The organism is Paractinoplanes globisporus DSM 43857 (assembly GCF_000379645.1).
Classification (GTDB): Bacteria; Actinomycetota; Actinomycetes; order Mycobacteriales; family Micromonosporaceae; genus Actinoplanes; species Actinoplanes globisporus.
In genome coordinates, this window is sequence record NZ_KB903306.1 from 333844 (window position 1) to 359592 (window position 25749).

Here is a 25749-nt window from a genome sequence, read left to right on the forward strand (position 1 = left end):
TAGTCACCCGGACGGGTGCGGGCGGTCCCGCGGTGCGCTCAGACGATCAAGAAAGACGGGTCAGGTATGGCCCGGAGACGGCGGGCGGCGGCCGGAGCGCCGGGTGGCCCGGGGGCGGTTGTGCCAGCCGGCGGCCCGCCGGACCAGGCGCGGGGCCTCGGCGAAGTCGACCCCGCTCGCCCGCAGCAGATCGGTGGCGGTCGAGCGGATCTGGGCGACCACCACGCCTCCGGAGAAGCCAACCCCTTCGTCGTACGCCTTGGCGGCCTCCGCGACCGCGCCGAGCGCCCGTTCCCGTGCCGCCAGCGGCTCGTCCGCCCGCGCCCACTCCTGGCGCAGCAGGTCGACCGCGTCCCCGAGCAGCTCGATGGCGGTCGCCAGCACCGGCGGCATCTTCTCCTCGTCGCCCAGCCCGGTGCTCACCCGGCGGATCAGCACCCGCACGTTGCGCAGCGCGTACGTGACCTGGGCCGCGCCGTCCACGTACTGGGCCAGGGCGCCCCGGGTGTGCCAGCGGGCGGGCGCGAAGGCGACGTTCTCCCGGGCCGCGGTGACCGCCGTGGAGAACGCGGCGAACGACGTCTCGGCCGCGCGCAGTCGTACCAGCGTCGCCTCGATCTCGTCCCGGTCGCGGGCCCGCAGACCGGTCGCGACGTCGTGCAGGCCGTCGGCGAGGGCCCGCAGCGCCGGGTCGGCCGCCCGCCGCACGACGCTGAGCGGGTTGAGCGGCAGCAGCACCGTCATCACCACCAGGCCGACCCCGCCGCCGACCAGCGCGTCGAAGAAACGGGTCCAGGGCAGGCCGGAGGCCGAGGTGAGGGTGGCCACCAGCACGGCCGAGGAGGCGGACTGGACGACCAGCGGGGTGCCGCCGCCGACCGCGGTCGCGACCAGGATCGCCAGCAGCACGACCAGGCCGATCTGCCACGGGCCGCTGCCGATCAGCAGGATCAGCGCGTCGCCGATGCCGATGCCGATGGCCACCCCGATGACCAGCTCGACCGTGCGGCGGGCGCGCTGGCCGACCGAGGACGCCAGCGTGATCACGGCGGCGATCGGTGCGAAGAACGGCGCCGGGCGGCCGATCACGTCGTGCGCGAGGAACCAGGCGATCCCGGCGCCCAACCCGGCCTGGACGGCGAGTGCCAGGCCGCCGCGCACCCGGTGCAGGCCCGCGGCCAGCCCGGCGCGCGACCGGGCCACGAGCCGGGCCGGCGCGGACGTCATGGACTCAGACCCTACTGACGGGCGTGCCAGGATGGCGGTCGTGACATCACTCGTGGACGAGTTCCGCACGGCGGCCCGGCAGGCCGGCGCCACCGCGGACGACGCCGATCTGACGGCCGCCGGCCAGTACCTGCTCTCCCGCTGGTCGGAGCCGCAGCGGCACTACCACACCGTGGCGCACCTGTCGGCCGTACTCCATGTGGTGGATCTTTATGCCGGGCTCGCGCCGCATCCGGAAAGGGTGCGGCTGGCGGCGTGGATGCACGACGCCGTCTACGACCCGCGGGCGCTCGGCGACGCGAACGAGCGGGACAGCGCCGAGTTCGCCGAGGGCCTGCTGGCGACGCTGGGCGTGCCGGCCGCGACCGGGGCCGAGGTGGCGCGGCTGGTGGGGCTGACGGCAGGACACGCCACCGAGGAGGACGACCCCGACGGCGAGCTGCTCTGCGACGCCGACCTGGCCATTCTGGCGAGCGACGAGCAGGCGTACGCGGACTACACCGCCGCCATCCGCCGGGAGTACGCGCACGTCCCCGACGACGCCTTCCGCGACGGCCGGGCCCAGGTGCTCAAGGCGCTGCTCGAGCTGCCGTCGATCTACCGCCTCGAGCCGCTGCGCGCGGCCTGGGAGGAGAAGGCGCGCGCCAACCTCACCCGCGAGCTGCGAGGTGCTTAGGCCGGCGTAATCCGGCCGCCCGCAGGCGGAACGCCAGCTCGCGGGAGGGCAGCAGGGTGGCGCCGAGCCAGAGCGCGCTGCGGAACCGCTGCTCCGGGATGTCGTAGTGATCCCGGTCGAAGCCCCGGCGCGGCACGCCCAGCATCTCGGCGAACACGTGCAGCTCGGCGTACGACACGTCGCTGACCAGGTGGGACCAGAGGCGACCCCGGGCCGGCCAGAGCGGCTCGTCGACGAGGATCAAAGATCGATCTCTAGGAGGTCTATCCCCCGGTCGGCCGCGAAGCCGCGGACGTCCGGCACGCCTATCCGGGCCGCGTCGGCGGTCAGGTCGTCGGGCATGGTCTGCGACTGCCGCTCGGCGGCGACCCGGGCCAGGTAGTGCTCGATCTCCCGCTCGCGCACCGCCTTGTCCCAGCCCAGGGCGTCGCCCATGATCGCGGCGGCGTGGGCGGCCGACTCGGTGCCGCGGTGCGCGGTCTCGATCGAGATGCGGGTACGGCGGGTGAGCACGTCGTCCAGGTGCAGGGCGCCCTCGGCGAGCGACGCGTACGCGATCTCGGCGGCCAGGTATTCCGGTGCGCCGGTCAGCGGGGTGGCCAGCCCGGGCTCGGCGGCGATCATCGCGAGCAGATGGACGGTCAGCGTCCCGTACCGCTCGAGGAGATGCTCGACCACCCCGGCGCTGACGCCGTGCCGCCGGGCTGTGTCGTGCCGATCGCGCCAGGCGGCGGCATAGCCGTCCGCGCCGAGCAGCGGCAGCTGGTCGGTGCGCGACGGCAGCGCCGGACCACCCAGCCGGCGCACCGCCCGGTCGATGACGTCGGCCGCCATCACCCGGTACGTCGTGTACTTGCCACCGGCGACCAGCATCAGGCCCAGCATCGGCTCGAACACGGCGTGCTCGCGGGAGAGTTTCGAGGTCGAGTCGGCCTCGCCGGAGAGCAGCGGGCGCAGCCCGGCGTAGACGCCCTCGATGTCGTCGGTGGTCAGCGGCCGGTCGAGCACCGTGTTGACCTGGTCGAGCAGGTATCGGATGTCGCGGGCCGAGGCGGCCGGGTGCGAGCGGTCGAGTTTCCAGTCGGTGTCGGTGGTGCCGATGATCCAGTGGCCGCCCCACGGGATCACGAACAGCACCGAGGTCGGCGTGCGCAGGATCAGCCCGGCCTCGCCGGTGATCGCCGAGCGCGGCACCACCAGGTGAACGCCCTTGGAGGCACGAACCCGCAGGCCGGGGCGGACGCCGACGTCCTTGAGCATCTGCGACATGTCGTCGCTCCAGACGCCGGTGGCGCCGACCACCGTGCGGGCCCGCACCTCGAATTCCGGCGAGTCGGGCGACTCGAGGTCGCGGACCCGGACGCCGACCACCTCGCGCGCCTCGCGCACGAAGCCGACCACCCGGGCGCTGGTGACCACGGCCGCGCCGAGGCTGGCCGCCGTGCGGGCCAGCGTGACCACCAGGCGGGCGTCGTCGACCTGGCCGTCGAAGTAGCGGATCGCGCCGGTGATCGCGTCGGCCCGCAGGCTCGGGAACAGGTGGCGGGCGCCGTCGCGGGTGAGGTGGCGGTGCAGCGGCATGCCCCGGCCGGTGCCGAAGACGCCGGCGAACACGTCGTAGGCCGCGACGCCGAGGCCGTAGTAGGCGCGATGCCAGGCCCGGGCCGGCGGCGACGAGGCGGGCAGCGGCACGAGGATCGGCACCGGGCGCACCAGGTGCGGCGCGAGCCGGGTGGAGAGCAGGCCGCGCTCGGTCAGCGCCTCGTGCACCAGGTGCAACTCGAGCTGCTCCAGGTAACGCAGGCCGCCGTGGATCAGCTTGCTCGACCGGCTGGACGTGCCGGCGGCCAGGTCACGCGCCTCGACCAGGGCCACCTTGAGCCCTCGGGAGGCGGCGTCGAGCGCCGCGCCGGCGCCGGTGACCCCGCCGCCGATGACCAGGACGTCGAACTGCTCGTCGCGGAGACGCCGGATGTCGGACAACCGGCGGATCGGGGAGAGTCGACCGGCCGAATAGCGGGAGACGGAGGGATCGCGCACCCGTCCCACGTTAGCGCCCGTGCGGGTCACCCCGGCGGATGAAAATCTCACTGTCGGATAGGTTCGGCGGTTGTGGACCGCGAGTTCTGGATTGCCGAGCTGACCGACGACGACCTGCCCGCCGTGATCGCCCTGTGCCGGAACGCGCTGGATCTCCCCGAGGACGCGGCCGAGGCCGCCGAGATCGTGCGGCGCCTGCGCGACACCACGGGCACCGAGGGCTGGTCGCCGATTCCGCGCCGGCTGGCCGGCTTCCTGGCCGTGGCCCCGGGCGATCGGGTCATCGGGGTGGTGCTGGGCTCGGTCTCGCATCGCGACGCCTCCATCGGGCACGTGGACCTGATCGCGGTCGACCCGGCCGAACGGCGGCGCGGCGTCGGCCGGGCGCTGATGGGGCGGATCGAGGGCGCGCTGGCCGGGCTGGGCGCGGGCGACGTGGTGCTGGCCGGGAACGCGCCCTACTACGCCTGGCCGGGCATCGACGTGCGGTACACACCGGCCCTCTGCGCGGCCATGGCGCTCGGCTTCGCCCAGGACCAGCCGGCCTGGAACATGACCGTCGACCTGCGCACCCTCGCCCCCACCGAGCCGGACGAGAAGCGGTTGGCCGGCGAGGGCGTGACGATCCGCCGGGCCGAGCCGCCGGACACCGCCGCGCTGGTCGACTTCGCGCTGGCAAACTTCGGTAAGGGCTGGGCCGGTGAGATCAGCCACTCGATCGGCCGGGAACGCGCCGGCTGTCACCTCGCCGTCGAGGCGGACGGCACGCTGCTCGGCTTCGCCGCGTACGGCTCGTCCCGCCCGAGCTGGTTCGGCCCGATGGGCACCACGGTCGCCGCCCGCGGCCGCGGCATCGGCGCCGTGCTGCTGCGCCGCTGCCTGGCCGACCAGCGCGCGAACGGCCACGAGACCGCCCAGATCGGCTGGGTCGGCCCGATGCCCTTCTACTCCACCGCTGTCGGCGCCCGGGTCGAAAGGGTGTTCTTCCTATACCGGAAGCAATTGTGAAATAGTGCGGCATCCAGGAATATACACCGGTTGGTCCCGATGCTGTTCTGGATCCTCGCCCACTCGTGTGGACGAGCGACTTCCCACCAAGGGCGGGACGGGCCGCCGCCGGCCAGATGCCCCTGCCGCCGCCCGAGGCGGCCGGCGGCGAGGGTCACGCCGTGCCCGACCTACACCAGGAAGGTGTGATCCGGCTCGACGGTGCGTGACCATCCCACCCATCCGAGGTGGGGTGGTGTTCACGCCGCCCGGGGTGCGGGTGGCGATGGTGAACGCCGCGGCGAGATCGCGATGCCCGACGAACTGGCAATGCCGACAGGAGAGGTTCCGTCCAGTCGGCTTAGAGATTCGCTTCGCACAGGCGGGACAGGTCGATGAGGTACCTCGCTCGTCGACCAGGTGCACCTGGATGCCGGCGAGAGCGGCCTTGTCCTGCAGGATCCGCAGTGTGCGACCAATCTGCCACTGCCGCAGGCGCAGGTTGTGCACCCGCCCGGACGACCGATCCAATACTCCTCGCGGATCGCCCACGGTCAGCGTGCCGATACGCCGCTCGACGGCCCAGTCGATGACGGCCTTCGCGGCCTCATGTAGCGCCTGCCGAACCCGCCGCCGATGCCGACCCTCGACCAGGCGGACTCGGCGCCGGGTCCTGCGCCACCGTCGCGACCCACGCTGACCACGACTCGGCGCGCGGGCGGCTACCGCCCGATGGCGGGCCTTGGTGTCAGCCAGGTGAAGGCGATGCTCGGCGCGGATCGCTCGCCCGGACACCAGCAGACTGTCACCGTCCGTGCTGGCCACTGCGAACGGGTGAATGATCCCGAGGTCGACACCGGCGACCCGCGCAACGTCGGGTGCCCGGCCGCTGGGATAGCTGGCTACGGAAAGCTCAGCAGTGACATCAACACACAACCGTCCGTCGGCGAACAGCAATGTCACCGACCGCACGGCATCGGGCGGATATGGCACCGCCCGATCCAAGCGGACTAACAAAGGCGGATGGCCTTGCGCGACCGGAAGCCGCAACGCCCGGCCAGTCAGCTTGAACGTGCCGTGATACCAACGCACCGGCATCAGAGCGCGCCGCCGACGCGGGTATCGGACGTTGACCGCACCGCCCTTGCGGCGAGCGGCCGCTGAGAACCAGGCATCCGAATACCGGCGCAGGACCGACCGGGCTCCCACACTGCCCAGTTCACCGCAACTGGCCGAAGCACCGCTGCCGCTGCGCGTGAGTAAGCCGCAACCCGATCCGGGCAGTACGGTGTCCGACCGGACTGGCCATAGCTTCGCGACATCTAGGCACCAGGCAAGCATAGGTGCTGGAGCGATAACGCTCAACCTCGCCCAACGCTTGCAGAAACGGCACTAGCCTCAGATCGTGGGGGTGCGCCGGGCGTCCGCGGCCCTGATGGTGGTGGTCGCCGTGCTGCTGGCGGCGACGACCATGGTCACCGGCCGGGCCGAGGCCGCGGTGACGACGCCGTTCGCCGCGCGTTTCGACATCAACACCAACGGGTCGATCCTGCTGCGCGGGAACTCCAACCTGACCTGCGTGACCGCGCAGGCCCCCTGTCCGCAGGCGCGCAGCATCACGCCGCCGGCCACCGGGGCCACCCTCAACAACAACAACTACACGATGGCGTACGTCGACACCGACAGCCTGCCGACCACGTTCAACTCGAGCACGGCGACGCTGAGCATGCCGGCCGGCAGCACGGTGCTGTTCGCCGGGCTGTACTGGGGCGCCGACTCCGGCTCGGCGTCGCGCAACCAGGTTCTGTTCAGCGTGAACGGCGGCACGTCGTACAGCTCGGTCACGGCGGGCGTGCTCTTCCCGAACGGGACCATCTATCAGGGCTTCGCCGACGTGACCACCCAGGTCGCGGGCACCGGCAACGGCGTGTACGGGGTGGCCAACATCCAGGCGTCGATCCTCGCCGGGTCGTACGCGGGCTGGTCCTTGGTCGTGGCTTATCACAACGACGCCGAGGACATGCGCAGCCTGCGCGTCTACGACGGCTTCGGTCAGGTCTCCGGCACCGACACCGACATTCCGGTCACCGGCTTCGAGACGCCGCACTCGGGCATCGTGCATGCCAAGATCGGCGCGGTCGCGTACGAGGGCGACCGCGGAACGACCGGGGACAGCCTGGAGGTCGACGGCCAGCCGCTCTCCGACGGCCAGAACCCCGCGAACAACTTCTTCAACAGCACGGTGAGCGACTCGGGCGCGGCGGTCGGCGGGCGAAATCCCGGGTACCCGAACCTGATGGGCTTCGACGTGGACCAGGTCGACGCGTCCGGGATGTTCGCGAACGGCGCCACCTCGACGACGCTGACCCTGACCACCAGCGGCGACCAGTACTACCCGGGCGTCATCACGTTCACCATCGACCTCTACGCCCCCAAGATCACCACCACGCTCACCGGCACCGACGTCAACGGCGGCGACCTGCTGCCCGGCGACGTGATCGAGTACCGGATCGCGGTGCGCAACGACGGCAGCGACACCGCGGACGGGGTCAAGCTCGCCGACGCCGTCCCGCCCTTCACCACGTACGTCCCCGGCTCGCTCACCGTGCAGGGCACCCCGGTCACCGACTCCACCGGCGACGCCGACGGCGGCTCGTACGCGTCCGGCACCGCCGGCTGGAGTCTGGGCTCGATCCCGTACTTGGGCACCACCTGGGTCACGTTCCGGGTCGTGGTCCAGGCGGGCGTGCCGGTCGGGTACGCCATCACCAACCTCGTCAACGTCAGCTACACCGGCCGCACCATCAGCGTCAGCGTCGCCGCGACCGGCGGCACGGTCGCCACCACCGTGCTGCGGCCGCACGCCGACCTGGCCGCCGGGCTCACCGTGAGCCCCGCCTTCGTGCAGCGGGCCGGCACGCCGGTCGCGGTGAGCTACACGGTCACGGTCACCAACTCCTCCGGCGACCTGGAACCGGCCGCGGTCGCCACGCTCACCCTGCCCGCCGGGGTCTCGCCCGGCACCGCGCCCGCCGGCTGCTCGATCGCCGGTCAGGTCGTCACCTGCGCGCTCGGCCCGCTGGTCGCCGGGAGCTCGGGGAACGCCACGATCCCGGCGACCGTGGACAACACCGCGGCGTCGTCGGCCGTCGCCTCGCTCCAGGCGAGCGGCACCGGTTCCGACTCGAACGCCGCCAACGACGTCGCGACGGCGGCGCTCGCGGTCAACTCCTCACCGCAGGCCGTCGACGACGCCGCCACGACCCCGTTCGCCACCCCGGTCACGATCACGGTGAAGAGCAACGACAGCGACCCGGACGACCCGCTCGCGAGCCTGGTCTTCTCGGTGCTCGGCGGCCCGTCGCACGGCGTCGCGGTGGCGCACGCCAACCAGACCATCACCTACACGCCCGACCCGGACTGGGCCGGCGTCGACACCTTCACCTACCGGGTGGCCGACCCTCACGGCGGCTCGGACACCGCCACCGTCACGGTGACCACGCAGAACGCGGCGCCGGTCGCCAACGACGACATGATCAACACGCCGCCCTTCACCGCCGTCACGATCCACGTACGGCAGAACGACGTGGACCCCAACCACGACCCGCTCACCGTCGTCGGGGTCACCCAGCCCGTGCCGGCGAGCGACGGCGTGGTGACCTTCACGGGGACCGACGTCATGTTCGCGCCGACCCTCGCCTTCGCCGGTACGGCCGCCTTCACGTACACGATCAGCGACGGGAACGGCGGCACCGCGACGGCGAATGTGTACGTCGACGTGGCGAACGCGCTGCCGACCGCGGCCGACGACGGGCTGAGCGTGACGTACGCGGCCGCCCGGGCCGGCGTGGTGGTGCCGGCGGCCGCCAACGACACCGACCCGAACCACGACACGCTGACCGTGAGCGCGGTCGGCACCCCGGCCTCGGGGACGGTGACGCTGGTGGGGGGCGTCGTGACCTACACCGCGCCGCCCGGCTTCCGGGGGCCGGTGACGTTCCCGTACACGGTCGACGACGGCCACCTCGGGACCGACACCGCGACGGTGACCATCACCGTCGGCGACGCCCCGCCGGTCGCCCAGCCGTTCTCGCCGACGACCGGCTATCACCAGGCGTTCACGCTGGACGTGGTGGCCGCGGCCACCGACCCGAACGGCGATACCACCCACGTCTCCGGCGTGACCGCGCCGGCGCACGGAGTGGTCACCCGCGACCCGTCCGGCACCCTCACCTACCAGCCGGACGCCGCCTTTTCGGGGTCCGACTCGTTCGCGTACACGATCGACGACGGCAACGGCGGGACCGACACCGCCACCGTGACGGTGACCGTGCTCAACGGGCTCGCGGTGGCGCGGGACGACTCGGTGACGGTGGTCGGCGGGACCCCCTTGGTGATCGACGAGCAGGCGAACGACGACGACGATCCGAACGGGGAGACGCTCCACGTGGCGGTCACCGTCGCGCCCGCGCACGGCACGGCCTCGGTCGGGGCGGACGGGCGGATCACCTACACCCCGGCGCACTACCTCGGCACCGACTCGTTCCACTACACGCTGGACGACGGGCACGGCACGCCGGTCGGCGCGACCGTGACGGTGACGATCGTGAACACCGCGCCGGTGGCCCGGCCCGACGCGGTCAGCACCGACACCAACACCGCGGTGACCGTGCCGGTGCTGGCCAACGACGACGATCCGAACGGCGACTCGGTGACGCTGACGGCGGTCGCGACGGGCGGGCACGGCACGGTCACCCCCAACGGGAACGGCACGATCACGTACGTGCCGGACACCGGCTTCTTCGGCGGGGACGCCTTCGTCTACTCGATCCGGGATCCGTCGGGGCTCACCGACTCGGCGATCGTGACGATCACCGTCCGCAACGGCGCGCCGATCGCGAACGACGACATCTTCGCGGCCCGGCCGACGGTGCCGGTCGCGCTGCCGGTGCTCGCCAACGACACCGACCCGAACACCGGGCAGACGCTGAGCGTCGGCTCGGCCACCACACCCGCGAAGGGCACGGTGACACTCTCCGGCGGAGTGCTGACCTACCGCGCCGACCCCGGCACGGTGGGGGTGGACGGCTTCGACTACGTGGTCACCGACGACGCCGGGAGCACCGACACGGCCCACGTCGCGATCGTCATCAACGGGGTGCCGATGGCGGCCGACGACTTCGTCCCGATCCCGGCCGACACGGCGGTCGACATCGCGGTCATGGCCAACGACGCCGACCCGGAGTCGCGGCCGCTCACGGTGAGCGCGGCGAGTTCGCCGGCGCACGGCGCCACCCGGATCAACGCGAACGGGACGGTGGAGTACCGGCCGGATCCCGGCTTCCTCGGGGCGGACGCGTTCGGGTACACCATCACCGACGACGCCGGAAACACGGCATCCGCGCAGGTCACGGTGCAGGTCGCGAACGCCGTGCCGGTCGCGCGGGCGGACACCGCGGCGCTGCTCTCCGACCGGACCGTGCTGGTGGATGTGCTGGCCAACGACACCGACGCCAACCCCGGTCAAACCCTCGGCATCGTCGGGGCCGGGCTTCCGGGGCACGGCACGGCCGCCGTCGTCTCCGGACAGATTCGGTACGCCCCGGCAACCGGCTATGTAGGCCCCGACACCTTCACGTACCTGGTCGGCGACGGCGCCGGCGGTTTCACGACCGGAACGGTCTCGATCACGGTGTCGCAGGGCGTCCCGGTGGCGGTGCCGGACTCCCGGGACACGCCGTTCCAGCACGCGATCGTTGTCGACGTGCTCACCAACGACCTTGACCCGGCCGGCACCCTCGCCGTCACCGCGGTCGACGTGCCCGACCACGGCACCGCCACCTTCACCGCGGGCGACGTGACCTACACGCCTTCGGCCGGGTTCGCCGGTCTCGCGACACTCGGCTACACGGCCACCGACGACGCCGGGCACCAAACCACGGCGACCGTCGAGATCGTGGTCGGCGTCCCGCCCTCGGTGCCGAACAAGCAGGCGACCGTGCTCGACGGTCATTCGGTCGTGATCGGGCTGCCCGGCACCGGCCAGGACGGACGCGCGGTCACGCTCAACCGCGTCGGCCGGCCGCAGCACGGCACCGCCGTGATCAACGCGGACGGCACCGTCACCTACGTGCCCGACCCGGGCTTCTTCGGCATCGACACCTTCACGTACGAGGTGGTGGACGCCGACGGCAACGTGGCGATGGCGATGGTCTCGGTGATCGTGCCCGCGGCACCGGTCGTCGTCCCGCCGACGACCTCCCCGACGCCCTCGCCGGCCCCGACCGCCTCCCCCACGCCGTCGACGCCGAGCCACCCGGGGCCGCCGGTCCACCGCAACCGGCCGCCCGTCGCGGCCGACGACACGGTCACGGTCGCCGCCGGGGACACCGTGGTGATCCGGCCGCTGCTCAACGACCGGGACCCGGACGGCGACCCGCTCACGATCATCGCGATCCGCCGGCCCGCGCACGGCACGGCCCTGGCCACCGCCACGACCGTCACCTACCGAGCCGGCGCGGCCGGCACGGACGCCCTCGGCTACACGATCGGCGACGGGCACGGCGGCCGGGCCACCGGGCGGGTGACGATCCAGGTCGTGGCGGCCGCGGACCTGCCGACCACCGGGCACGACGTGCTGGCCGTGGCGCGGGCCGGGCTGCTGGCCATCGCGACCGGCGGCACGCTCTGCTGGCTGGCCGACCGGGACCGCCGCCCGGGCCGCCACCGCCCCTGACCCGGCCGACTCGGGCACGCGAAAGGCGGGCCGCCGAAGCGACCCGCCTTCCGAATGGAGCTATGGAGCTATGGGACTGGACTCAGAAGTCCATGTCCCCGCCGCCCGGGGCACCGGCCGGAGCCGGGGTCTTCTCGGGCTTGTCGGCCACGACGGCCTCGGTGGTGAGGAACAGCGCGGCGATCGACGCGGCGTTCTGCAGCGCCGAGCGGGTGACCTTGGCCGGGTCGATGATGCCCGCGGCCAGCAGGTCGACGTACTCGCCGGTCGCGGCGTTGAGGCCGTGACCCGCCTCGAGGTTGCGCACCTTCTCCACCACGACGCCGCCCTCGAGGCCGGCGTTCACGGCGATCTGGCGCAGCGGGGCGTCGAGCGCGAGCTTCACGATCGTCGCGCCGGTCGCCTCGTCGCCGACCAGGTCCAGCTTCTCGAACGCGGTCTTGCCGGCCTGCACGAGCGCGACGCCACCACCGGGGACGATGCCCTCCTCGACGGCCGCCTTCGCGTTGCGAACGGCGTCCTCGATGCGGTGCTTGCGCTCCTTGAGCTCGACCTCGGTGGCCGCGCCGACCTTGATGACCGCAACGCCGCCGGCCAGCTTGGCCAGGCGCTCCTGCAGCTTCTCGCGGTCGTAGTCGGAGTCCGACTTCTCGATCTCGGCGCGGATCTGGTTGACCCGGCCCTGGATCTGCTCGGCGTCGCCGCCACCGTCGACGATGGTGGTCTCGTCCTTGGTGATGACGACCTTGCGAGCGGTGCCCAGCAGGCTCAGGTCGGCGTTGTCGAGCTTGAGGCCGACCTCCTCGCTGATGACGGCGCCACCGGTCAGGATGGCGATGTCCTCCAGCATGGCCTTGCGGCGGTCACCGAAGCCCGGGGCCTTGACGGCGACGGACTTGAAGGTGCCGCGCACCTTGTTGACCACCAGGGTCGCCAGGGCCTCGCCCTCGACGTCCTCGGCGATGATGACCAGCGGCTTGCCGCCCTGCATGACCTTCTCGAGGACGGGCAGCAGGTCCTTGACCGCGGAGATCTTGCTGTTGGCGATGAGGATGTACGGGTCGTCGAAGACGGCCTCCATCCGCTCGGCGTCGGTCATGAAGTACGCCGAGATGTAGCCCTTGTCGAAGCGCATGCCCTCGGTGAGCTCGAGCTCGAGGCCGAAGGTGTTGCTCTCCTCGACGGTGATGACGCCTTCCTTGCCGACCTTGTCCATGGCCTCGGCGATGATCTCGCCGACCGTGGAGTCACCGGCGGAGATGGAGGCGGTGGAGGCGATCTGCTCCTTGGTCTCCACGTCCTTGGCGATCTGCGAGAGACCCTCGGAGACGCTCGCCACGGCGGCCTCGATGCCCCGCTTCAGGGCCATCGGGTTGGCGCCGGCGGCGACGTTGCGCAGGCCCTCGCGAACCAGCGCCTGGGCCAGGACGGTCGCCGTCGTCGTGCCGTCACCGGCGACGTCGTCGGTCTTCTTCGCGACCTCCTTGACGAGCTCGGCGCCGATCTTCTCGAAGGTGTCCTCGAGCTCGATCTCCTTGGCGATGGATACACCATCGTTGGTGATCGTGGGGGCGCCCCACTTCTTCTCAAGGACGACGTTGCGGCCCTTGGGGCCGAGCGTCACCTTGACGGCGTCGGCGAGCTGGTTCATGCCTCGCTCGAGGCCCCGACGAGCTTCCTCGTCGAATGCGATGATCTTGGCCATTCGGCTGTGTCCTCCTGGACATTCGCGGTGCCGGGCCCGCTGGGGGCCCCGCATTCCCGCACGTTGCGGATCTGCGGACGTCACCACCTGGCGATGTGACGTCCTCAGGCCGAGCCGGATAGCCCGCGACGACCGGTGCCGTGCCCCGGCGCCGATGGCGGCGCCGCGACCGGAACCCCACCGTCCCGACCTGCTTGGCACTCAGCAGTCGCGAGTGCCAATGACCTGTTTAGCACTCCCGGGGGGCGAGTGCAAGGAAACGCCACCTTGCGCGCGGGCGGCCGGGGGTCACTCGGGCTCGGGCGCCGAGAGCTCGGCGAACAGCGACCCGCTGGTCACCGGCCGCTCGGCCCGGCGGGCCCGCGCGTAGGTCACCAGGGCGGCGATCGCCCAGAGCAGAACGGCGACCACCGCGACGAGGCCGGAGAGGACGCCGTCCCAGATCAGGTCGGTCAGCCGGGGCAGCACGGTGACCCCGAGCGAGGCCACGATCAGGCCGCCGAGCGGCGCCAGCGCGCACAGGTGCTGGGCGCGGCGCCGGCCGTGCCGGCGCTCGAACAGCACGACGCAGCCGAGGACGCCGGTGAAGGTCAGCACCGCGGTGGAGAGCGCGGCGAGGCCGAGCGCCAGCGGCGCCGCCACCGCCGCGCCCAGCCGGTCGGCGGTGAGCAGCAGCGGCAGCGCCTGGGTCAGCAGGCCGAACGCGGCGAACCAGAGCCAGAGCGGGCGCAGGCGATACGCGACCAGGCGCCACACCCGGCGCGGGCCGGGCAGCGACCCGGTGACCGCCTCGGTCGCCGCCACCGCGACCGTGGCGGCCAGGCCGATCACCAGCGGCAGCGCGGAGACCGCGAAGTACGCCAGCCACATCACCGGGAGCAGCAGCAGGGCGAAGCCGCCGAGCATGTCGGAGAGGGCGGGCGCGGCCACGACCGTGTCGTCCACCCGGCCGACGAAGAAGTGCATGGGCACGGCCGCGAGCAGGCCGATCGGCACCAGCCCCCGGCCGCAGCGGCCCAGAATGCCGCGCCAGCGGGCGAACCAGGCGGCCCGGCCGGAGTAGCGCGGCGGGACGATCGGGTCGTACGGGTCGGGGGCCTCCGCCACGACGCTGGGACGGGCGATCTCGGCCGTGCGGGATTCCGGGTCCCAGGGGTCGGCGGCCTCGACCACCGGGCCCTCGACCATCCGCATGTGGCCATCGCCCGAATCCATCGACACACTTTGCCCCAGGCGTCGGCGGCAGCGCCACCCCCGTCCGGTTTTGCGCAACCAGGTTGCCGGGCCGAGCCGGAACAGGGTAGGGAGAACAGCGTGAACAGCTGGCGCGTGCACCGGGTGACCCTCGACGACGCGGCCCGGATGCGCGCGCTGCGCCTCGAGATGCTGGCCGACAGCCCGCTCGCCTTCCTCGAGACCCTGGCCCAGGCGGCGGCCCGTCCGCACGAGGCCTATCGGCGGCGCGTCGCCGAGGCGGCCCGCGGCGGCCGGCTCGCGCAGTTCGTCGCCGACCCGGGCGGCCGGGCCCGGCTGATCGGGCACGCCGGCGGGACCGTCCTGCCCGAGGAGCCGGGCGAGACGGTGATCTTCGCGGTCTACGTGACCCCGGAACACCGCGGCGGCAAGCTGCTGGCCGAGCTGGTCGAGGCGGTCGCCGCCTGGTCCCGGGCGCACGGGCGGGACCAGCTCATGCTCGAGGTCGTCGCCGGGAACGAGCGCGCCGTCCGGGCGTACGAGAAATTGGGTTTTGAGGACACGGGCGAGCGGGTCCCCCACCCGGTGCTTCCGGTACTGACCGAACTGAGGATGCGGCGGCGCATCTGAGGCGGAAACATTCGTGGCCGTCAGCTCCGGGGAGCGACGGCCACGAATGTCACGTTGGTCGGGAGGGGTAGACGCACAGCGCCTCCGGCACTGGGTCGTTGGGCACCCTCGGAGATTGTCGCCAAGCTCGAAGGTGAGGGGCCTCAGTACGGCGTCGGCCCTCCCGCAGAGAGCATCCTGCCGACCCTGAGATCGGTGCGCAAGTCCTCCGAGGATGGAATCTTCAACTATTGGCAGACAGTTGACTACCGACAGTCATCCCAGCAGGCCGGCCTCGCGTGCCCCGCGCAGCGACGGTTTGATCTGGTGAGTGGGCCCGACCAGGCCCGCGACCGCGTCGAGCGTCTTGAGTCCCTCGCCGGTGTTGTAGACGACGGTCTCTTTCTCGGGATCGAGCTTCCCGGCGGCCACCAGCTTCTTGAGGACCGCGATCGTGGTGCCGCCCGCGGTCTCGGCGAAGACGCCGGTCGTCTCGGCCAGCAGCCGGATGCCGTCGCGGATCTCGTCGTCGTCGGCGTAGTCCATCCAGCCGCCCGTGCGCCGGACCGATTCGATCGCGTACGCGCCGGCCGCCGGGTCGCCGATGTTCAGCGACTTCGCGATGCCGGTCGGCTTCACCGGGACGATCTCGTCGGTGCCGTTCTGCAGGGCCACGGCGATCGGGTTGCAACCGGCCGACTGGGCGCCGAAGACGGTCCAGCCGCCCTCGGGCGCGGTGGCCAGGCCGATCTCGACCAGCTCCTGGAACGCCTTGTCCACCTTGGTCAGCAGCTCGCCGGAGGCCATCGGGATGACGACCTGGGCCGGGATGCGCCAGCCCAGCTGCTCGGCGACCTCGTAGCCGAGCGTCTTGGAGCCCTCGGCGTAGAACGGGCGGACGTTCACGTTCACGAACGCGGTGTCCTCGAACTCGTCGGTCTCGACCAGCTCGCCGCAGAGCCGGTTGACGTCGTCGTACGACCCCTCGATCGCGACCAGCTCGCCGCCGTAGACCGCGGTGGTGATGACCTTGCCCTGCTCGAGGTCGTACGGAATGAAGACGATGCTGGGCGCGCCGGCCCGGGCCGCGTGCGCGGCGACCGAGTTGGCCAGGTTGCCGGTGGAGGCGCAGGCGAAGCGCGTGAAGCCGAGGCCGCGGGCGGCGGTGAGCGCCACCGAGACGACCCGGTCCTTGAACGAGTGGGTCGGGTTGGCCGAGTCGTCCTTGACGTACAGCGGCGCGCGCAGGCCGATCGCGGCGGCCAGGGCGGGCGCGCTCACCAGCGGGGTCAGGCCGGGGTCGAGGGTGACCCGGGAGGCTGGGTCCTGGCCGGCGGGCAGCAGGCCGGCGTAACGCCAGATGTTCTGCGGGCCGGCCTCGATCTGCTCACGGGTCACCCGCGCGAGTGCGGCCTGGTCGTAGGCCACCTCGAGCGGGCCGAAACACTCGTAACAGGCGTGCTGGGCGATCAGCGGGTACTCCGCGCCGCACGCGCGGCAGACGAGGCCACGGGCCGGGGAGTCGGTGGACGAGGGTGTGCTGACGGCAGACGTCATCGAGGCCTTCCTCTCATCTTTCCCCGGACGGCGGCCTGCCGAGCCAGGGACGGAATTAGCACCTGCCGCGCGCGGCCTCTCCATCGAGACATACGCGGTGGTTGCCGGGGCTTCATCGGGCCGTTCCCTCTGCCCCTCTGGATGAGGTATTCAGTTGTTTCCCACACCTTACGTCGTGCCCGGCCGAACCCTCACGCGTCATCCCGAGGTGTGAGCCACCCCGCACGGCCAGACACAGAGGGCAAGGTCCGCGTCCGACGGGTTTGCGACCTGGCGTTCCTGCGGTCGCTGACGGCCCGGGGCCTGTCCGGGGTTCGCCTGGTCATCTCCGACGCTTACCGCGGCCTGGTCACCACGATCGGTGCCGCCCTGCCGGGCGCCGGCTGGCAACGCTGCCGCACTCACTACCCGCGCAACCTGCTCGCGAAGGATCAGCGATGGCCGTTCGTACACCACGCCAGCGGACGCGACACCAACTTGCCAAACTCGCCGCGGCCAGCGCTCCGCCGAGCTGCGCGGGCCGAACCGGGCATGACCACGCAGCACCCCGGGCCATGGCACGCCCAGTCCAGCCACCCACCCGTGCGCGACAGGCGCGCAACGGCGGCTCAGCAGCCGGGACGGCGGCCGGGTGCGGGCCGCGGGACCTCTCGACCCGCGACCTCGGTCCGAACGGCGTTCAGGAGGTGATGTCCTTGCGGGTGAAGCGCCAGAACGCCAGCGACCAGAAGAGCGTGGCGTAGCAGATCGCCGCGATCGCGCCCTTGACCAGGTCATCCACCTGGGGCGGGGTGGAGAGCAGCCCGAGCCAGGCGTCGCTGTAGTGGGTGGGCAGGCCGAGCCGGATGCTGCCGAGCGCGGTGATCTGGTCAAGGATGCTGGACAGGATCCAGAGCAGCACGGCGCCGCCGACCGCGCCCAGCGCCGCGTCGGTCGACACCGAGAGCAGGAAGGCCAGGCCGGCCACGACCAGCATGATGATCGCCAGGTACGCCACGATGCCCAGGAGCCGGAGCAGGCCCGGTCCGGGCGGGATGGCGGCGGCCACGGTGCTGCCGAGCGGATGCCAGCCGTACCGGAGAGTGCCGACCAGCAGCGCGGTGGCTGTCAAGATCAGGAGCGCTAGCAACGAGTAGGCCAGCGCTACCGCCAGCTTGACCGCGAGCAACCGGACCCTCGGCACCGGTATCGCCAGCAGGTAGCGCAGGCTGCCCCAGCTCGCCTCGCTGGCCACCGGGTCGCCGCAGAACAGCGCCACCACCACGACCAGCAGGAAGCCCGCCGAGACCGCGAGGCAGAACAGGGCGAAGTTGAGCCCGCCCGAGGTGGCCAGATCGACCAGGCTGCCGAACGCGCCGCCGTTCTGGTCGCCGCTGTCGCCGCCGCCCCCGCCGAACTCGAAGGCGATCAGGATGATGATCGGCAACAAGACCATGAAACCCAGGGCCATTTGCGTACGCCGTCGCGTGGCCTGACGCCGCACCTCGGCCCACACGGGCAGAGTCGCCGACGCCCTATACCCCAGCGCGCTGCCGCTCATCGGTCCCCACTCCCCCGCGAGTTGTCGCCGACCAGGGCCAGGAACGCGTCCTCGAGCCGTCGGCGCGGCACCACCCGGTCGACGTCGACGCCGGCCCGCACCAGCGAGGCCACCACCTCGGCCCGGGCTGTGCCGTTCACGTCCACGATCAGGCCGGACGGGCCGTCCGGAGTCACCGAGCGCACGCCCAGCCCCTGCAGCACCCGGGAGGCGGCCGGCACGTCCGACACGTCGAGCAGGACCGAGGGCGACTCGCCGACGATCTCGTCGACCGGCCCGGACGCCACGATCCGGCCCTTGTTCACCACCACGGCGTGCGTGCAGGTCTGTTCGACCTCGGCTAGCAGGTGGCTGGAGACCAGCACCGCCCGGCCGTCGGTGGCGTAGCGCCGCAGCACCCGGCGCATCTCGGCGATCTGCGGCGGGTCGAGCCCGTCGGTCGGTTCGTCGAGCACCAGCAGCTCGGGCAGCCCCAGCATGGCCTGCGCGATCGCGAGCCGCTGCCGCATGCCGTGGCTGTACTTGCGGGTCTTGCGGTGCACCGAGTCACCGAGGCCGGCGATCTCGAGCGCCTCCTCGAAGTGCGCGTCCGATTCCGGCCGGCCGGTCGCCCGCCAGTAGGCCTTGAGGTTGTCGAGGCCGCTGAGGTGCGGCAGGAAGCCGGGCCCCTCGACCAACGCGCCCACCCGGGACAGGATCGGCGCGCCCGGGCTCAGCCGGTGGCCGAAGACCAGGGCGTCGCCGCCGGTCGGCATGGTCAGGCCCATCAGCACCCGCAGCGTGGTGGTCTTGCCGGCGCCGTTCGGCCCGAGCAGACCGACGACCTGCCCGCGCTCGACGGTGAAGCTGATCTCCTCGACCGCGACGAAGCCGTCCGAGTACGCCTTGCGGAGGTCTCGGACCACGAGCGGGGTCTCCGCGAACTCCGCGACCACCTCGTCGTGCCGGCGACGACGCAGGCGACGGCGCACGAGCAGCACCACCGCGAGACCCAGCACGATCGCCACCAGCAGGCCGGCCAGGACGTAGCGCCAGATCGTCTGCGGGTTGGCGATCGGGGTGCCGACCACGGTCGGCAGCGTGATCGCCCCACCGACCTGAACGGTGTAGACCGTCGGCTGCGCCGGGGTGAGAAACGCCTGGTCACTGGTGGCGACGACGACGCGGACGGTGTGACCGGAATCGATCCGCCGGACGATCGCGGGCAGGGTGACCGTCACCTCGTGCGCCTGGTCGATCGAGGCCGGCAGGCCGGTGAGCCGGACCGGGGCGACCAGGCCGGCGCTGAGCGTCTCGGCCCCCGACTCGTCGACGTCGTAGAGCTTGACGAAGACGGTCGCCTCCCCGGTCGGCGAGGCCGCGCGCAGCCGCACGGTGGGCGCGCCGGCCACCTCGATCGCGCTGGTCACCGGCGTCGACTCGAACGTCGCGAACTGGCCGGGGATGTCGCCCGCGATGCCGCCGAGCAGCTCGCTGAGCCGGCCGCCGGCGCCGGGCAGCGAGGAGAGCGCGCCCGGGTTGCCGTTCGGCGGGTTGGCGATCGGCTGCGCCGACCCGGCCAGGGAGACCTGGGTACTTCCGGTTCCGGTCATTCCCGGGTACGTGTCGGTGGAGTACCCGTTGGTCACCAAGCCCCGGTCGAGCGCGCTGAAACCGGCGACCCGGGAGTAGGTGAAGCTGTTTTTCGGGGCGTCGCCCTCGCCCTTCACGTAGTGGTCGAGCCACTGGACGGTGAGGAACTTGACCCTGTCCTGGTCGGTCTGCGGTCCGGCGCCGCCGTCGTGGCCGCCGGTGAACCAGGCGACCCGCACCGGGGTGCCGGTGGCGGCGATGCCCTTCGCGTTCGCATCCGCCTCGGAGAGCGGGAAGAGCGTGTCGACCTCGCCCTGGATCAGCAGCGTGGGTGCCTTGATCTTGTCGAGCACGGTGGCCGGGCTCGACCGCCGCAGCAGGGCGAGGGTCGCGGCGTCCGGCTTGCCGGTGGTGGCGAGCTGAAGGTAGGCCTGGCAGACGTCGGCCGCGAACCGCCCGCAGGCCGGGTCGGTCGCACCGGCTCCGCCGCCGGCGCCCGCGTCTTCGCCCGTCCCGCCGCCGAGGGCGGACTGGCCCACCGCCGCGCCGTTGCCGAAGTAGAGGCCGGCCCAGCCCTTCTTGAAGACGCCGGTCGCGGTGGTCGGGTCGGCCGACTGCGGCAGGAAGACCTTGGTCAGGTCGTTCCAGGTGATCGACGGGACGATCGCGTCGACCCGGGGGTCCTGGCCGGCGAGCAGCAGGGCAAGGCCGCCGCCGTACGAGCCGCCGACCACGCCCACCCGGGGGTCGCCGGCCGCGTCGAGTCGCACCTCGGGCCGGGCCGCCAGCCAGTCGAGGAGGCGCTGGGCGTCTTTCACCTCGTAGTCGGGGCTGTCGAGGTGGATCTGGCCGGTGCTGCGGCCGAAGCCCTGGGCGGTCCAGGTGAGCACCGCATAACCGCGCTCGGCGAGCGACTGGGCGTCGTCGCTGACGGAGTCCTTCGTACCGCCGAAGCCGTGCGCCAACAGAACCGCCGGGACCCGGCCGCTGCGGTCGCGAGGCAGGTAGAAGCGGGTGTCGAGCTCGACCGGCTGATCGCCGCCCGGCCCGGACCGCACGGTGATCCGCTGGTCGGTGGCCGTCCAGCCCGGGGTGCTGGGCCAGACCGCCCAGCCGACGAGCCCGGCGACCAGCACAAGGACCACGGAGCCCGCGATGACGCGGCGGCGGGTGATCCCCTTGCGCAACCGGCTCGACAGTGACATGAGCCAAAGCTATCCGCCCGGATCTGAGCCCCGGCTGTGAGCCATCGGGGGCGGCGCGACCGGGATAGCGTGTACACCTGAATCCGGAGCGACGACGGAGGCATGCCGCGGTGGCCGATGAACTCACGCTGACCGTTACCCTGCGGCCGGCGGCCCTCGATGCCCGGCGTGGCGTCGTGCGGCTCCACCCCGAGGTCATGGCCGCCCTGGCGATCAACCCCGGCGATCCGGTGCGGCTGGCCGGCAACCGCACGACCGCCGGCGTGGCCGCCCGGGCCGAGGCGACGGCGAGCCGCGCCCTGCTCTACGCCGACGACCTCACGATCGGCAACCTCGGCATGCGCGACGGCGGCCAGGTCACGATCGCGTCGCTGCCGGTGGTCGAGGCGCGCCGGGTCACGCTCACCGGCCCGCCCGAGATCGTCGCGGTCGTCTCGCCCGAGATGTTGCGGCTCGCGCTGCTCGGCAAGGTGGTCAGCGCCGGCGACGACGTCTCGCTCCTGCCGCAGGACGTACTGCCCGACGCCGGCAACCGCTCGCTGGTCGAGGCGGCCCGGCGCAGCCTCGCCAACCGGGTCGGCTACGGCTGGACCACCGCCCTGCTCACGGTGACCGCCGTCGAGGAGACCGACGCCGCCCTGGTGACGATGGACACGGTGGTCGGCTGGGCGGACGGATACCAGACCATCGGCGGCACCGCGACCACCCGGGCCGTGGCCGCCACCGCGCCCGCCGCCACCGATCCCGAGGTGCCGCCGCCCAGCCTCGACGACCTGCCCGGCCTCCGCGCCCAGGCCAAAGAGCTGGAGGAGCTGCTCGACCTCGGCTTCCACCACGGCGAGGTGCTGGCCCGGCTCGGCACCAAGGTCTCGCTCGGCGTGCTCATCTCCGGGCCGTCCGGCTCGGGCAAGTCGGCGCTGGTGCGAGCCGTCGCCGCCCAGGTCGGCGCCCGGGTGCTGCCGGCCTGGGCGCCCTCGCTCGCGGCGCTCACCAACGACTCGGCCGCCCGGCAGTTGCGGGCGCTGGCCAAGGACGCGCGCGCCGAGGGACCGGCCGTGCTGCTCTTCTCCGACGTCGAGGCGCTCGCGCCGCGCGACGAGCCGGGACCGCTGTCCACCGTCTTCCACCAGCTGCTGGAGGAAACGGTGCGGGCCGGCGTGGCGGTGGTCTGCACGACCAGCCGGCCGGAATCGGTCGACCCGTCGCTGCGCGCCCCCGACCTGCTCGCCGTGCAGTTGGCCGTGCCGCTGCCGGACGCGGCCATGCGCCGCCAGCAGCTCGGCGTGCTCACCCGCGGCATGCCCCTGTCCGAGGACGTCCGCCTCGACGACGTCGCCGGGCGTACCCCCGGATTTGTCGCCGCCGACCTGGGCGCGCTCGCCCGCGAGGCCGGGGTCCGCGCCGCCCTTCGGCAGAAAGAGGCCGAGTCGCCCACGGTGACCATGGACGACTTCGAGGCCGCGCTCGACGTGGTCCGGCCCACCTCGATGGCCGACTCGACGCTCGAGGTCGCCGCCGTGACCCTCGACGACGTGGGCGACCTCGAGGACGTCAAGCAGGTGCTCACCGAGTCGGTGCTGTGGCCGCTGACCTACCCCGACACGTTCGCCCGGCTCGGCGTCTCCCCGCCGCGCGGCGTGCTGCTCTACGGCCCGCCCGGCTGCGGCAAGACGTACCTGGTCAAGGCCATCGCCGGCACCGGAAAGGCCAACGTGCTCTCGGTCAAGGGCGCCGAGCTGCTCAGCAAGTGGGTCGGCGACAGCGAGCGGGCGGTGCGCGAGCTGTTCCGCCGGGCGCGGGACGCGGCACCGACGCTGGTCTTCCTCGACGAGGTGGACGCGCTCGCGCCCACCCGCGGGCAGGCCACGGACGGCGGTACGACCGACCGAGTCGTGGCGGCGCTGCTGACCGAGCTCGACGGGGTCGAAGACCTGCGCAACGTGGTGGTGGTCGGCGCCACCAACCGGCCCGACCTGATCGACCCGGCGCTGCTGCGGCCCGGGCGGCTCGAGCGGCTCGTCTACGTTCCGCCGCCGGACGGCCCCGCCCGCGCGGCGATCCTGCGAGCATCCTCGAAACAGGTGCCGCTGGACGAGTCGGTCGACCTCGACGCGCTCGGGGCCGAGCTCGACGGTTTCTCGGCGGCCGACTGCGCGGCGCTCATCCGCGAGTCGGCGCTGTCCGCCATGCGTGACTCACTCGAGGCGACCACCGTCACGGCGGCGAACGTGGAGACCGCGCGCAAGCGAGTGCGGGCCTCTCTCGACCCGGTCCAGGTCGCCTGGCTCTCGACGTACGCGAAAGAACATCAACCAAGCTGAGGTCAGCGACGGCGCGTGCGTGCCCGGGTGGCCCGGAGGCGCCGCAGGCGGCCGACGAGAACGGGGTCGTGCTCGGTGGCCTCGGGCTTGTCGAGAAGTGTGTTGAGCAGCTGGTAATAGCGCGTCGAGGAGAGGCCGAACGTGTCCCGGATGGCCTGCTCCTTCGAGCCGGCGTGTTTCCACCAGCGCGCCTCGAAGGCGAGGATCTCTCGCTCACGCTCGGTGAGCCCGGTCGGCTCCGTCGCTCGCTGGGCCGGGATCTGTGGGGTCGAGGACTCGTCGGACCGATCCGCGGGCTGCATGGTGCTCCAAAGACGAGGGCGAAGGCCGCGAGCAGCATAAATCGCGGGCGACCCGCCCGCACGACCGCCCCGACGTTACCTCACGTTATGTCCCGCTTACGCATTGTCCACATTGCGCCACCCACGACAAGCGCGAACAACGCCACCAGCGCGACGCCCGACATCTGCCAGGTGATCGTGAACGTTTCCGGCTGACAGCCCCCGGTCGGCGAGAAGTCGCAGGTCTTGAAGTCCTGGGAGACGTACTGCTTGTTCAGCCAGGCGAAGACCCAGAACGGCGCCAGGTAGACCTCGGGGAACTTCACGTTGGCCAGGCCGAGCAGCACGGCCAGGCCGAACTGGAGCACCACGGTCACGCCGATCGCCACGCCCAGCGCCGTCGCCGTGTGCCGGCCCAGCGAGGCCAGGCCGAAGCCCAGGGCGCCCGCCACCAGCACCAGCACCAGCGCCCGAAGCTCCATCAGCCCGATCGACTGCCAGGCGCCGGAGGTCATGCTGTCGGTCGTGCCGCGCGCCTTCGCGATGAAGTAGAAGCCGGCCGTCCACAGGACACCCAGCACCACGGTCAGCACGGTCGTCCAGCTCAGCAGCACGCCCAGCTTGGTGCCCAGCACCTGCAGCCGCCGCGGGCGCCAGAGCAGCAGGTTCATCATGCCGCCGCTGCTCCATTCGGCCCCCACGAAGGACGCGCCGACGATGTACGCCACCAGCGCCAGCACCGCGGCGAACGTGGTCACCATCTCGCCGAAGCTCTCCCGGAAGTCGAAGGTCGGCGGCAGGTACCACTTCGGGTCGAAATCGGACGGGGCCGGATCGGAGATCTCGCAGTTCGGCGGGAAGTTGCTCGCGTCCGGCGTGCCTTGCGCCCGCTGGCACTCCTGCTTGATGCGGTCATTGGCCAGCACCGTCTGCTGGTAGTTGGCCTGCGCCTCGGCGGTGGCCTTCGCGATCTGCTCGGGCCCGGTCTTGTGGTTGGTGAGCAGGACGCCGGCCGCCACGGCGGCCAGCACCAGCACGCCGCAGAGCACGAACAGCCTGGTGAACCGGCGCTTGACCAGCCGGCGGGTCTCGGCCTTGGCGAGGCTCACTGACCCCACCCCGCTCCGACCTCGTCCACCTGCCGGTTGGCTCCCTCCACCGGGCCGGTGCCGGTGAGCTCGAGGAAGACGCTCTCCAGGTCGGCCTCCACCGGGGAGAGCTCGCTGACGTAGATCTCCTTCTCGGCGAGAATCCGGGTGATCTGCGCCGGGTTGCCGGCGTTACCGACCACGAAGTGATCCGTCTGCACCGTCACCTCGGCGCCCTTGGCCTTCAGGATCGCGGCCGCGCCGATCAGATCGACCCCCGGCTCCAGCCGCACCCGCACGCTCGCCGACGCGTTCCGCGCGAGCACGTCGGCCACCGAGCCGGCCGCCACCCGCCGTCCGGCCGAGATGATCGTCACGTGGTCGCAGATCAGCTGGATCTCCCCGAGGATGTGACTGGAGAGCAGCACGGTCATGCCGGACTCGGCGAGGTTGCGCATCAGCGTGCGCATCTCCCGGATCCCGCCCGGGTCGAGGCCGTTCGCCGGCTCGTCCAGAATGAGCAGCCTCGGCTCCTTGAGCAGCGCCGACGCGACCGCGAGCCGCTGCTTCATGCCGAGCGAGTAGGTGCGCACCCGCTCCCGGGCCCGGTCGCGCAGGCCGACCAGCTCCAGCACGGCGTCGACCCGCTCCCGGCGCACTCCACCGGCCTCGGCGAGCAGCGACAGCGTGTCCCGCGCGGTGAAGTTGCCGAAGAACTGCGGGCTCTCCACGATCGCCCCGAGCTGCCCGGCGACCTGCGGCAGGTGTCGCGGCACCTCCTGGCCGAAGAGCGCCATCCGGCCCCCGTTCGGCCGGATCAGCCCGAGCAGCGTACGCAACGTGGTCGTCTTGCCGGACCCGTTCGGCCCCAGAAACCCGTGCACCTGCCCCGCCCCGACGACCATGTCGAAGCCATCAAGAGCTCGGCGCACACCTTTCCGGCCGCGATAGCTCTTCCGCAGCCCAGCGATCTCGAGTACGGCATCCATGCCGCGAGACTCTAGGCACCAT

General features: G+C 72.2%; 16 protein-coding genes, 2 pseudogenes and 1 riboswitch. Of the genes and pseudogenes, 6 read left to right on the forward strand and 12 right to left on the reverse strand.

Features of this window, described 5'->3' with window-relative positions:
• Positions 1–60 precede the first annotated feature (60 nt).
• Complete coding sequence (locus A3CQ_RS0121960) at positions 61–1227, reverse strand: FUSC family protein (RefSeq protein ID WP_020513103.1); 1167 nt, start codon at positions 1225–1227, stop codon at positions 61–63.
• 31 nt (positions 1228–1258) lie between these two features.
• On the opposite strand from A3CQ_RS0121960, the gene A3CQ_RS0121965 reads away from it, so the two are divergent.
• Positions 1259–1903: an HD domain-containing protein gene (locus A3CQ_RS0121965; protein WP_020513104.1), complete on the forward strand. Its 645-nt coding sequence runs from the start codon at positions 1259–1261 to the stop codon at positions 1901–1903.
• Here A3CQ_RS0121965 and A3CQ_RS0121970 read toward each other — a convergent pair.
• The gene (locus A3CQ_RS0121970; RefSeq protein ID WP_020513105.1) at positions 1878–2147 is read right to left on the reverse strand and encodes a DUF4031 domain-containing protein; all 270 of its coding nucleotides are present in this window, start codon (positions 2145–2147) and stop codon (positions 1878–1880) included. The two genes, A3CQ_RS0121965 and A3CQ_RS0121970, sit on opposite strands and share 26 nt — an antisense overlap.
• Entirely contained in the window at positions 2144–3943 is a 1800-nt protein-coding gene (locus tag A3CQ_RS0121975; protein ID WP_026206015.1) for a glycerol-3-phosphate dehydrogenase/oxidase, read from the reverse strand. Before A3CQ_RS0121975 ends, A3CQ_RS0121970 begins: the two co-directional genes overlap by 4 nt.
• A 72-nt stretch (positions 3944–4015) precedes the next feature.
• Here A3CQ_RS0121975 and A3CQ_RS0121980 point away from each other — a divergent pair, with 72 nt between their 5' ends.
• Complete coding sequence (locus tag A3CQ_RS0121980; RefSeq protein WP_020513107.1) at positions 4016–4951, forward strand: GNAT family N-acetyltransferase; 936 nt, start codon at positions 4016–4018, stop codon at positions 4949–4951.
• Here the strand turns inward: A3CQ_RS0121980 and A3CQ_RS64060 are convergent.
• A complete protein-coding gene (locus tag A3CQ_RS64060; protein WP_084699168.1) occupies positions 4931–6271 on the reverse strand; it encodes an RNA-guided endonuclease InsQ/TnpB family protein in 1341 nt (446 codons plus the stop codon). The genes A3CQ_RS0121980 and A3CQ_RS64060 overlap by 21 nt on opposite strands.
• 64 nt (positions 6272–6335) lie before the next feature.
• Between A3CQ_RS64060 and A3CQ_RS0121985 the strand changes: the two genes are divergently transcribed.
• Positions 6336–11666 carry an Ig-like domain-containing protein gene (locus A3CQ_RS0121985; RefSeq protein ID WP_157296135.1) on the forward strand — a complete coding sequence of 1777 codons (5331 nt, stop codon included), beginning with the start codon at positions 6336–6338 and terminating at the stop codon, positions 11664–11666.
• Between the two features lie 82 nt (positions 11667–11748).
• On the opposite strand, the gene groL is transcribed toward A3CQ_RS0121985, so the two are convergent.
• Together groL and A3CQ_RS0121995 are read right to left on the reverse strand one after the other, a co-directional pair.
• Positions 11749–13371: a chaperonin GroEL gene (gene groL / locus A3CQ_RS0121990; protein ID WP_020513109.1), complete on the reverse strand. Its 1623-nt coding sequence runs from the start codon at positions 13369–13371 to the stop codon at positions 11749–11751.
• A 288-nt stretch (positions 13372–13659) separates the two neighbouring features.
• Positions 13660–14586: a hypothetical protein gene (locus A3CQ_RS0121995; RefSeq protein ID WP_157296137.1), complete on the reverse strand. Its 927-nt coding sequence runs from the start codon at positions 14584–14586 to the stop codon at positions 13660–13662.
• Positions 14587–14733: 147 nt separating this feature from the next.
• On the opposite strand from A3CQ_RS0121995, the gene A3CQ_RS0122000 reads away from it, so the two are divergent.
• Complete coding sequence (locus tag A3CQ_RS0122000; protein WP_084699176.1) at positions 14734–15195, forward strand: GNAT family N-acetyltransferase; 462 nt, start codon at positions 14734–14736, stop codon at positions 15193–15195.
• Between the two features lie 255 nt (positions 15196–15450).
• On the opposite strand, the gene thrC is transcribed toward A3CQ_RS0122000, so the two are convergent.
• Positions 15451–16731 (reverse strand): threonine synthase, encoded by a 1281-nt coding sequence (gene thrC / locus A3CQ_RS0122005; protein ID WP_020513112.1) that lies wholly within the window; start codon positions 16729–16731, stop codon positions 15451–15453.
• Between the two features lie 10 nt (positions 16732–16741).
• Positions 16742–16879: riboswitch (SAM riboswitch) on the reverse strand.
• 122 nt (positions 16880–17001) lie between these two features.
• Here thrC and A3CQ_RS59265 point away from each other — a divergent pair.
• Positions 17002–17160: pseudogene (locus A3CQ_RS59265) on the forward strand (transposase); the annotation flags it as partial.
• A gap of 250 nt (positions 17161–17410) precedes the next feature.
• Here the strand turns inward: A3CQ_RS59265 and A3CQ_RS0122010 are convergent.
• Both A3CQ_RS0122010 and A3CQ_RS0122015 read right to left on the reverse strand, forming a co-directional pair.
• Positions 17411–18271 (reverse strand): DUF2705 family protein, encoded by an 861-nt coding sequence (locus tag A3CQ_RS0122010; RefSeq protein ID WP_026206016.1) that lies wholly within the window; start codon positions 18269–18271, stop codon positions 17411–17413.
• Entirely contained in the window at positions 18268–21048 is a 2781-nt protein-coding gene (locus A3CQ_RS0122015) for an alpha/beta fold hydrolase (protein ID WP_020513114.1), read from the reverse strand. Before A3CQ_RS0122015 ends, A3CQ_RS0122010 begins: the two co-directional genes overlap by 4 nt.
• Positions 21049–21158: 110 nt before the next feature.
• On the opposite strand from A3CQ_RS0122015, the gene A3CQ_RS0122020 reads away from it, so the two are divergent.
• Positions 21159–23369 (forward strand): AAA family ATPase, encoded by a 2211-nt coding sequence (locus A3CQ_RS0122020; RefSeq protein ID WP_020513115.1) that lies wholly within the window; start codon positions 21159–21161, stop codon positions 23367–23369.
• Positions 23370–23371: 2 nt separating this feature from the next.
• Here A3CQ_RS0122020 and A3CQ_RS0122025 read toward each other — a convergent pair.
• The 3 genes and pseudogenes from A3CQ_RS0122025 to A3CQ_RS0122035 form a co-directional block, all read right to left on the reverse strand.
• Positions 23372–23623: pseudogene (locus A3CQ_RS0122025) on the reverse strand (DUF3263 domain-containing protein); the annotation flags it as partial.
• A gap of 128 nt (positions 23624–23751) precedes the next feature.
• A complete protein-coding gene (locus A3CQ_RS0122030; protein WP_020513117.1) occupies positions 23752–24759 on the reverse strand; it encodes an ABC transporter permease subunit in 1008 nt (335 codons plus the stop codon).
• Complete coding sequence (locus A3CQ_RS0122035) at positions 24756–25727, reverse strand: ABC transporter ATP-binding protein (protein WP_026206017.1); 972 nt, start codon at positions 25725–25727, stop codon at positions 24756–24758. The genes A3CQ_RS0122030 and A3CQ_RS0122035 overlap by 4 nt, the downstream gene beginning before the upstream one ends.
• Between the last annotated feature and the right edge of the window lie 22 nt (positions 25728–25749).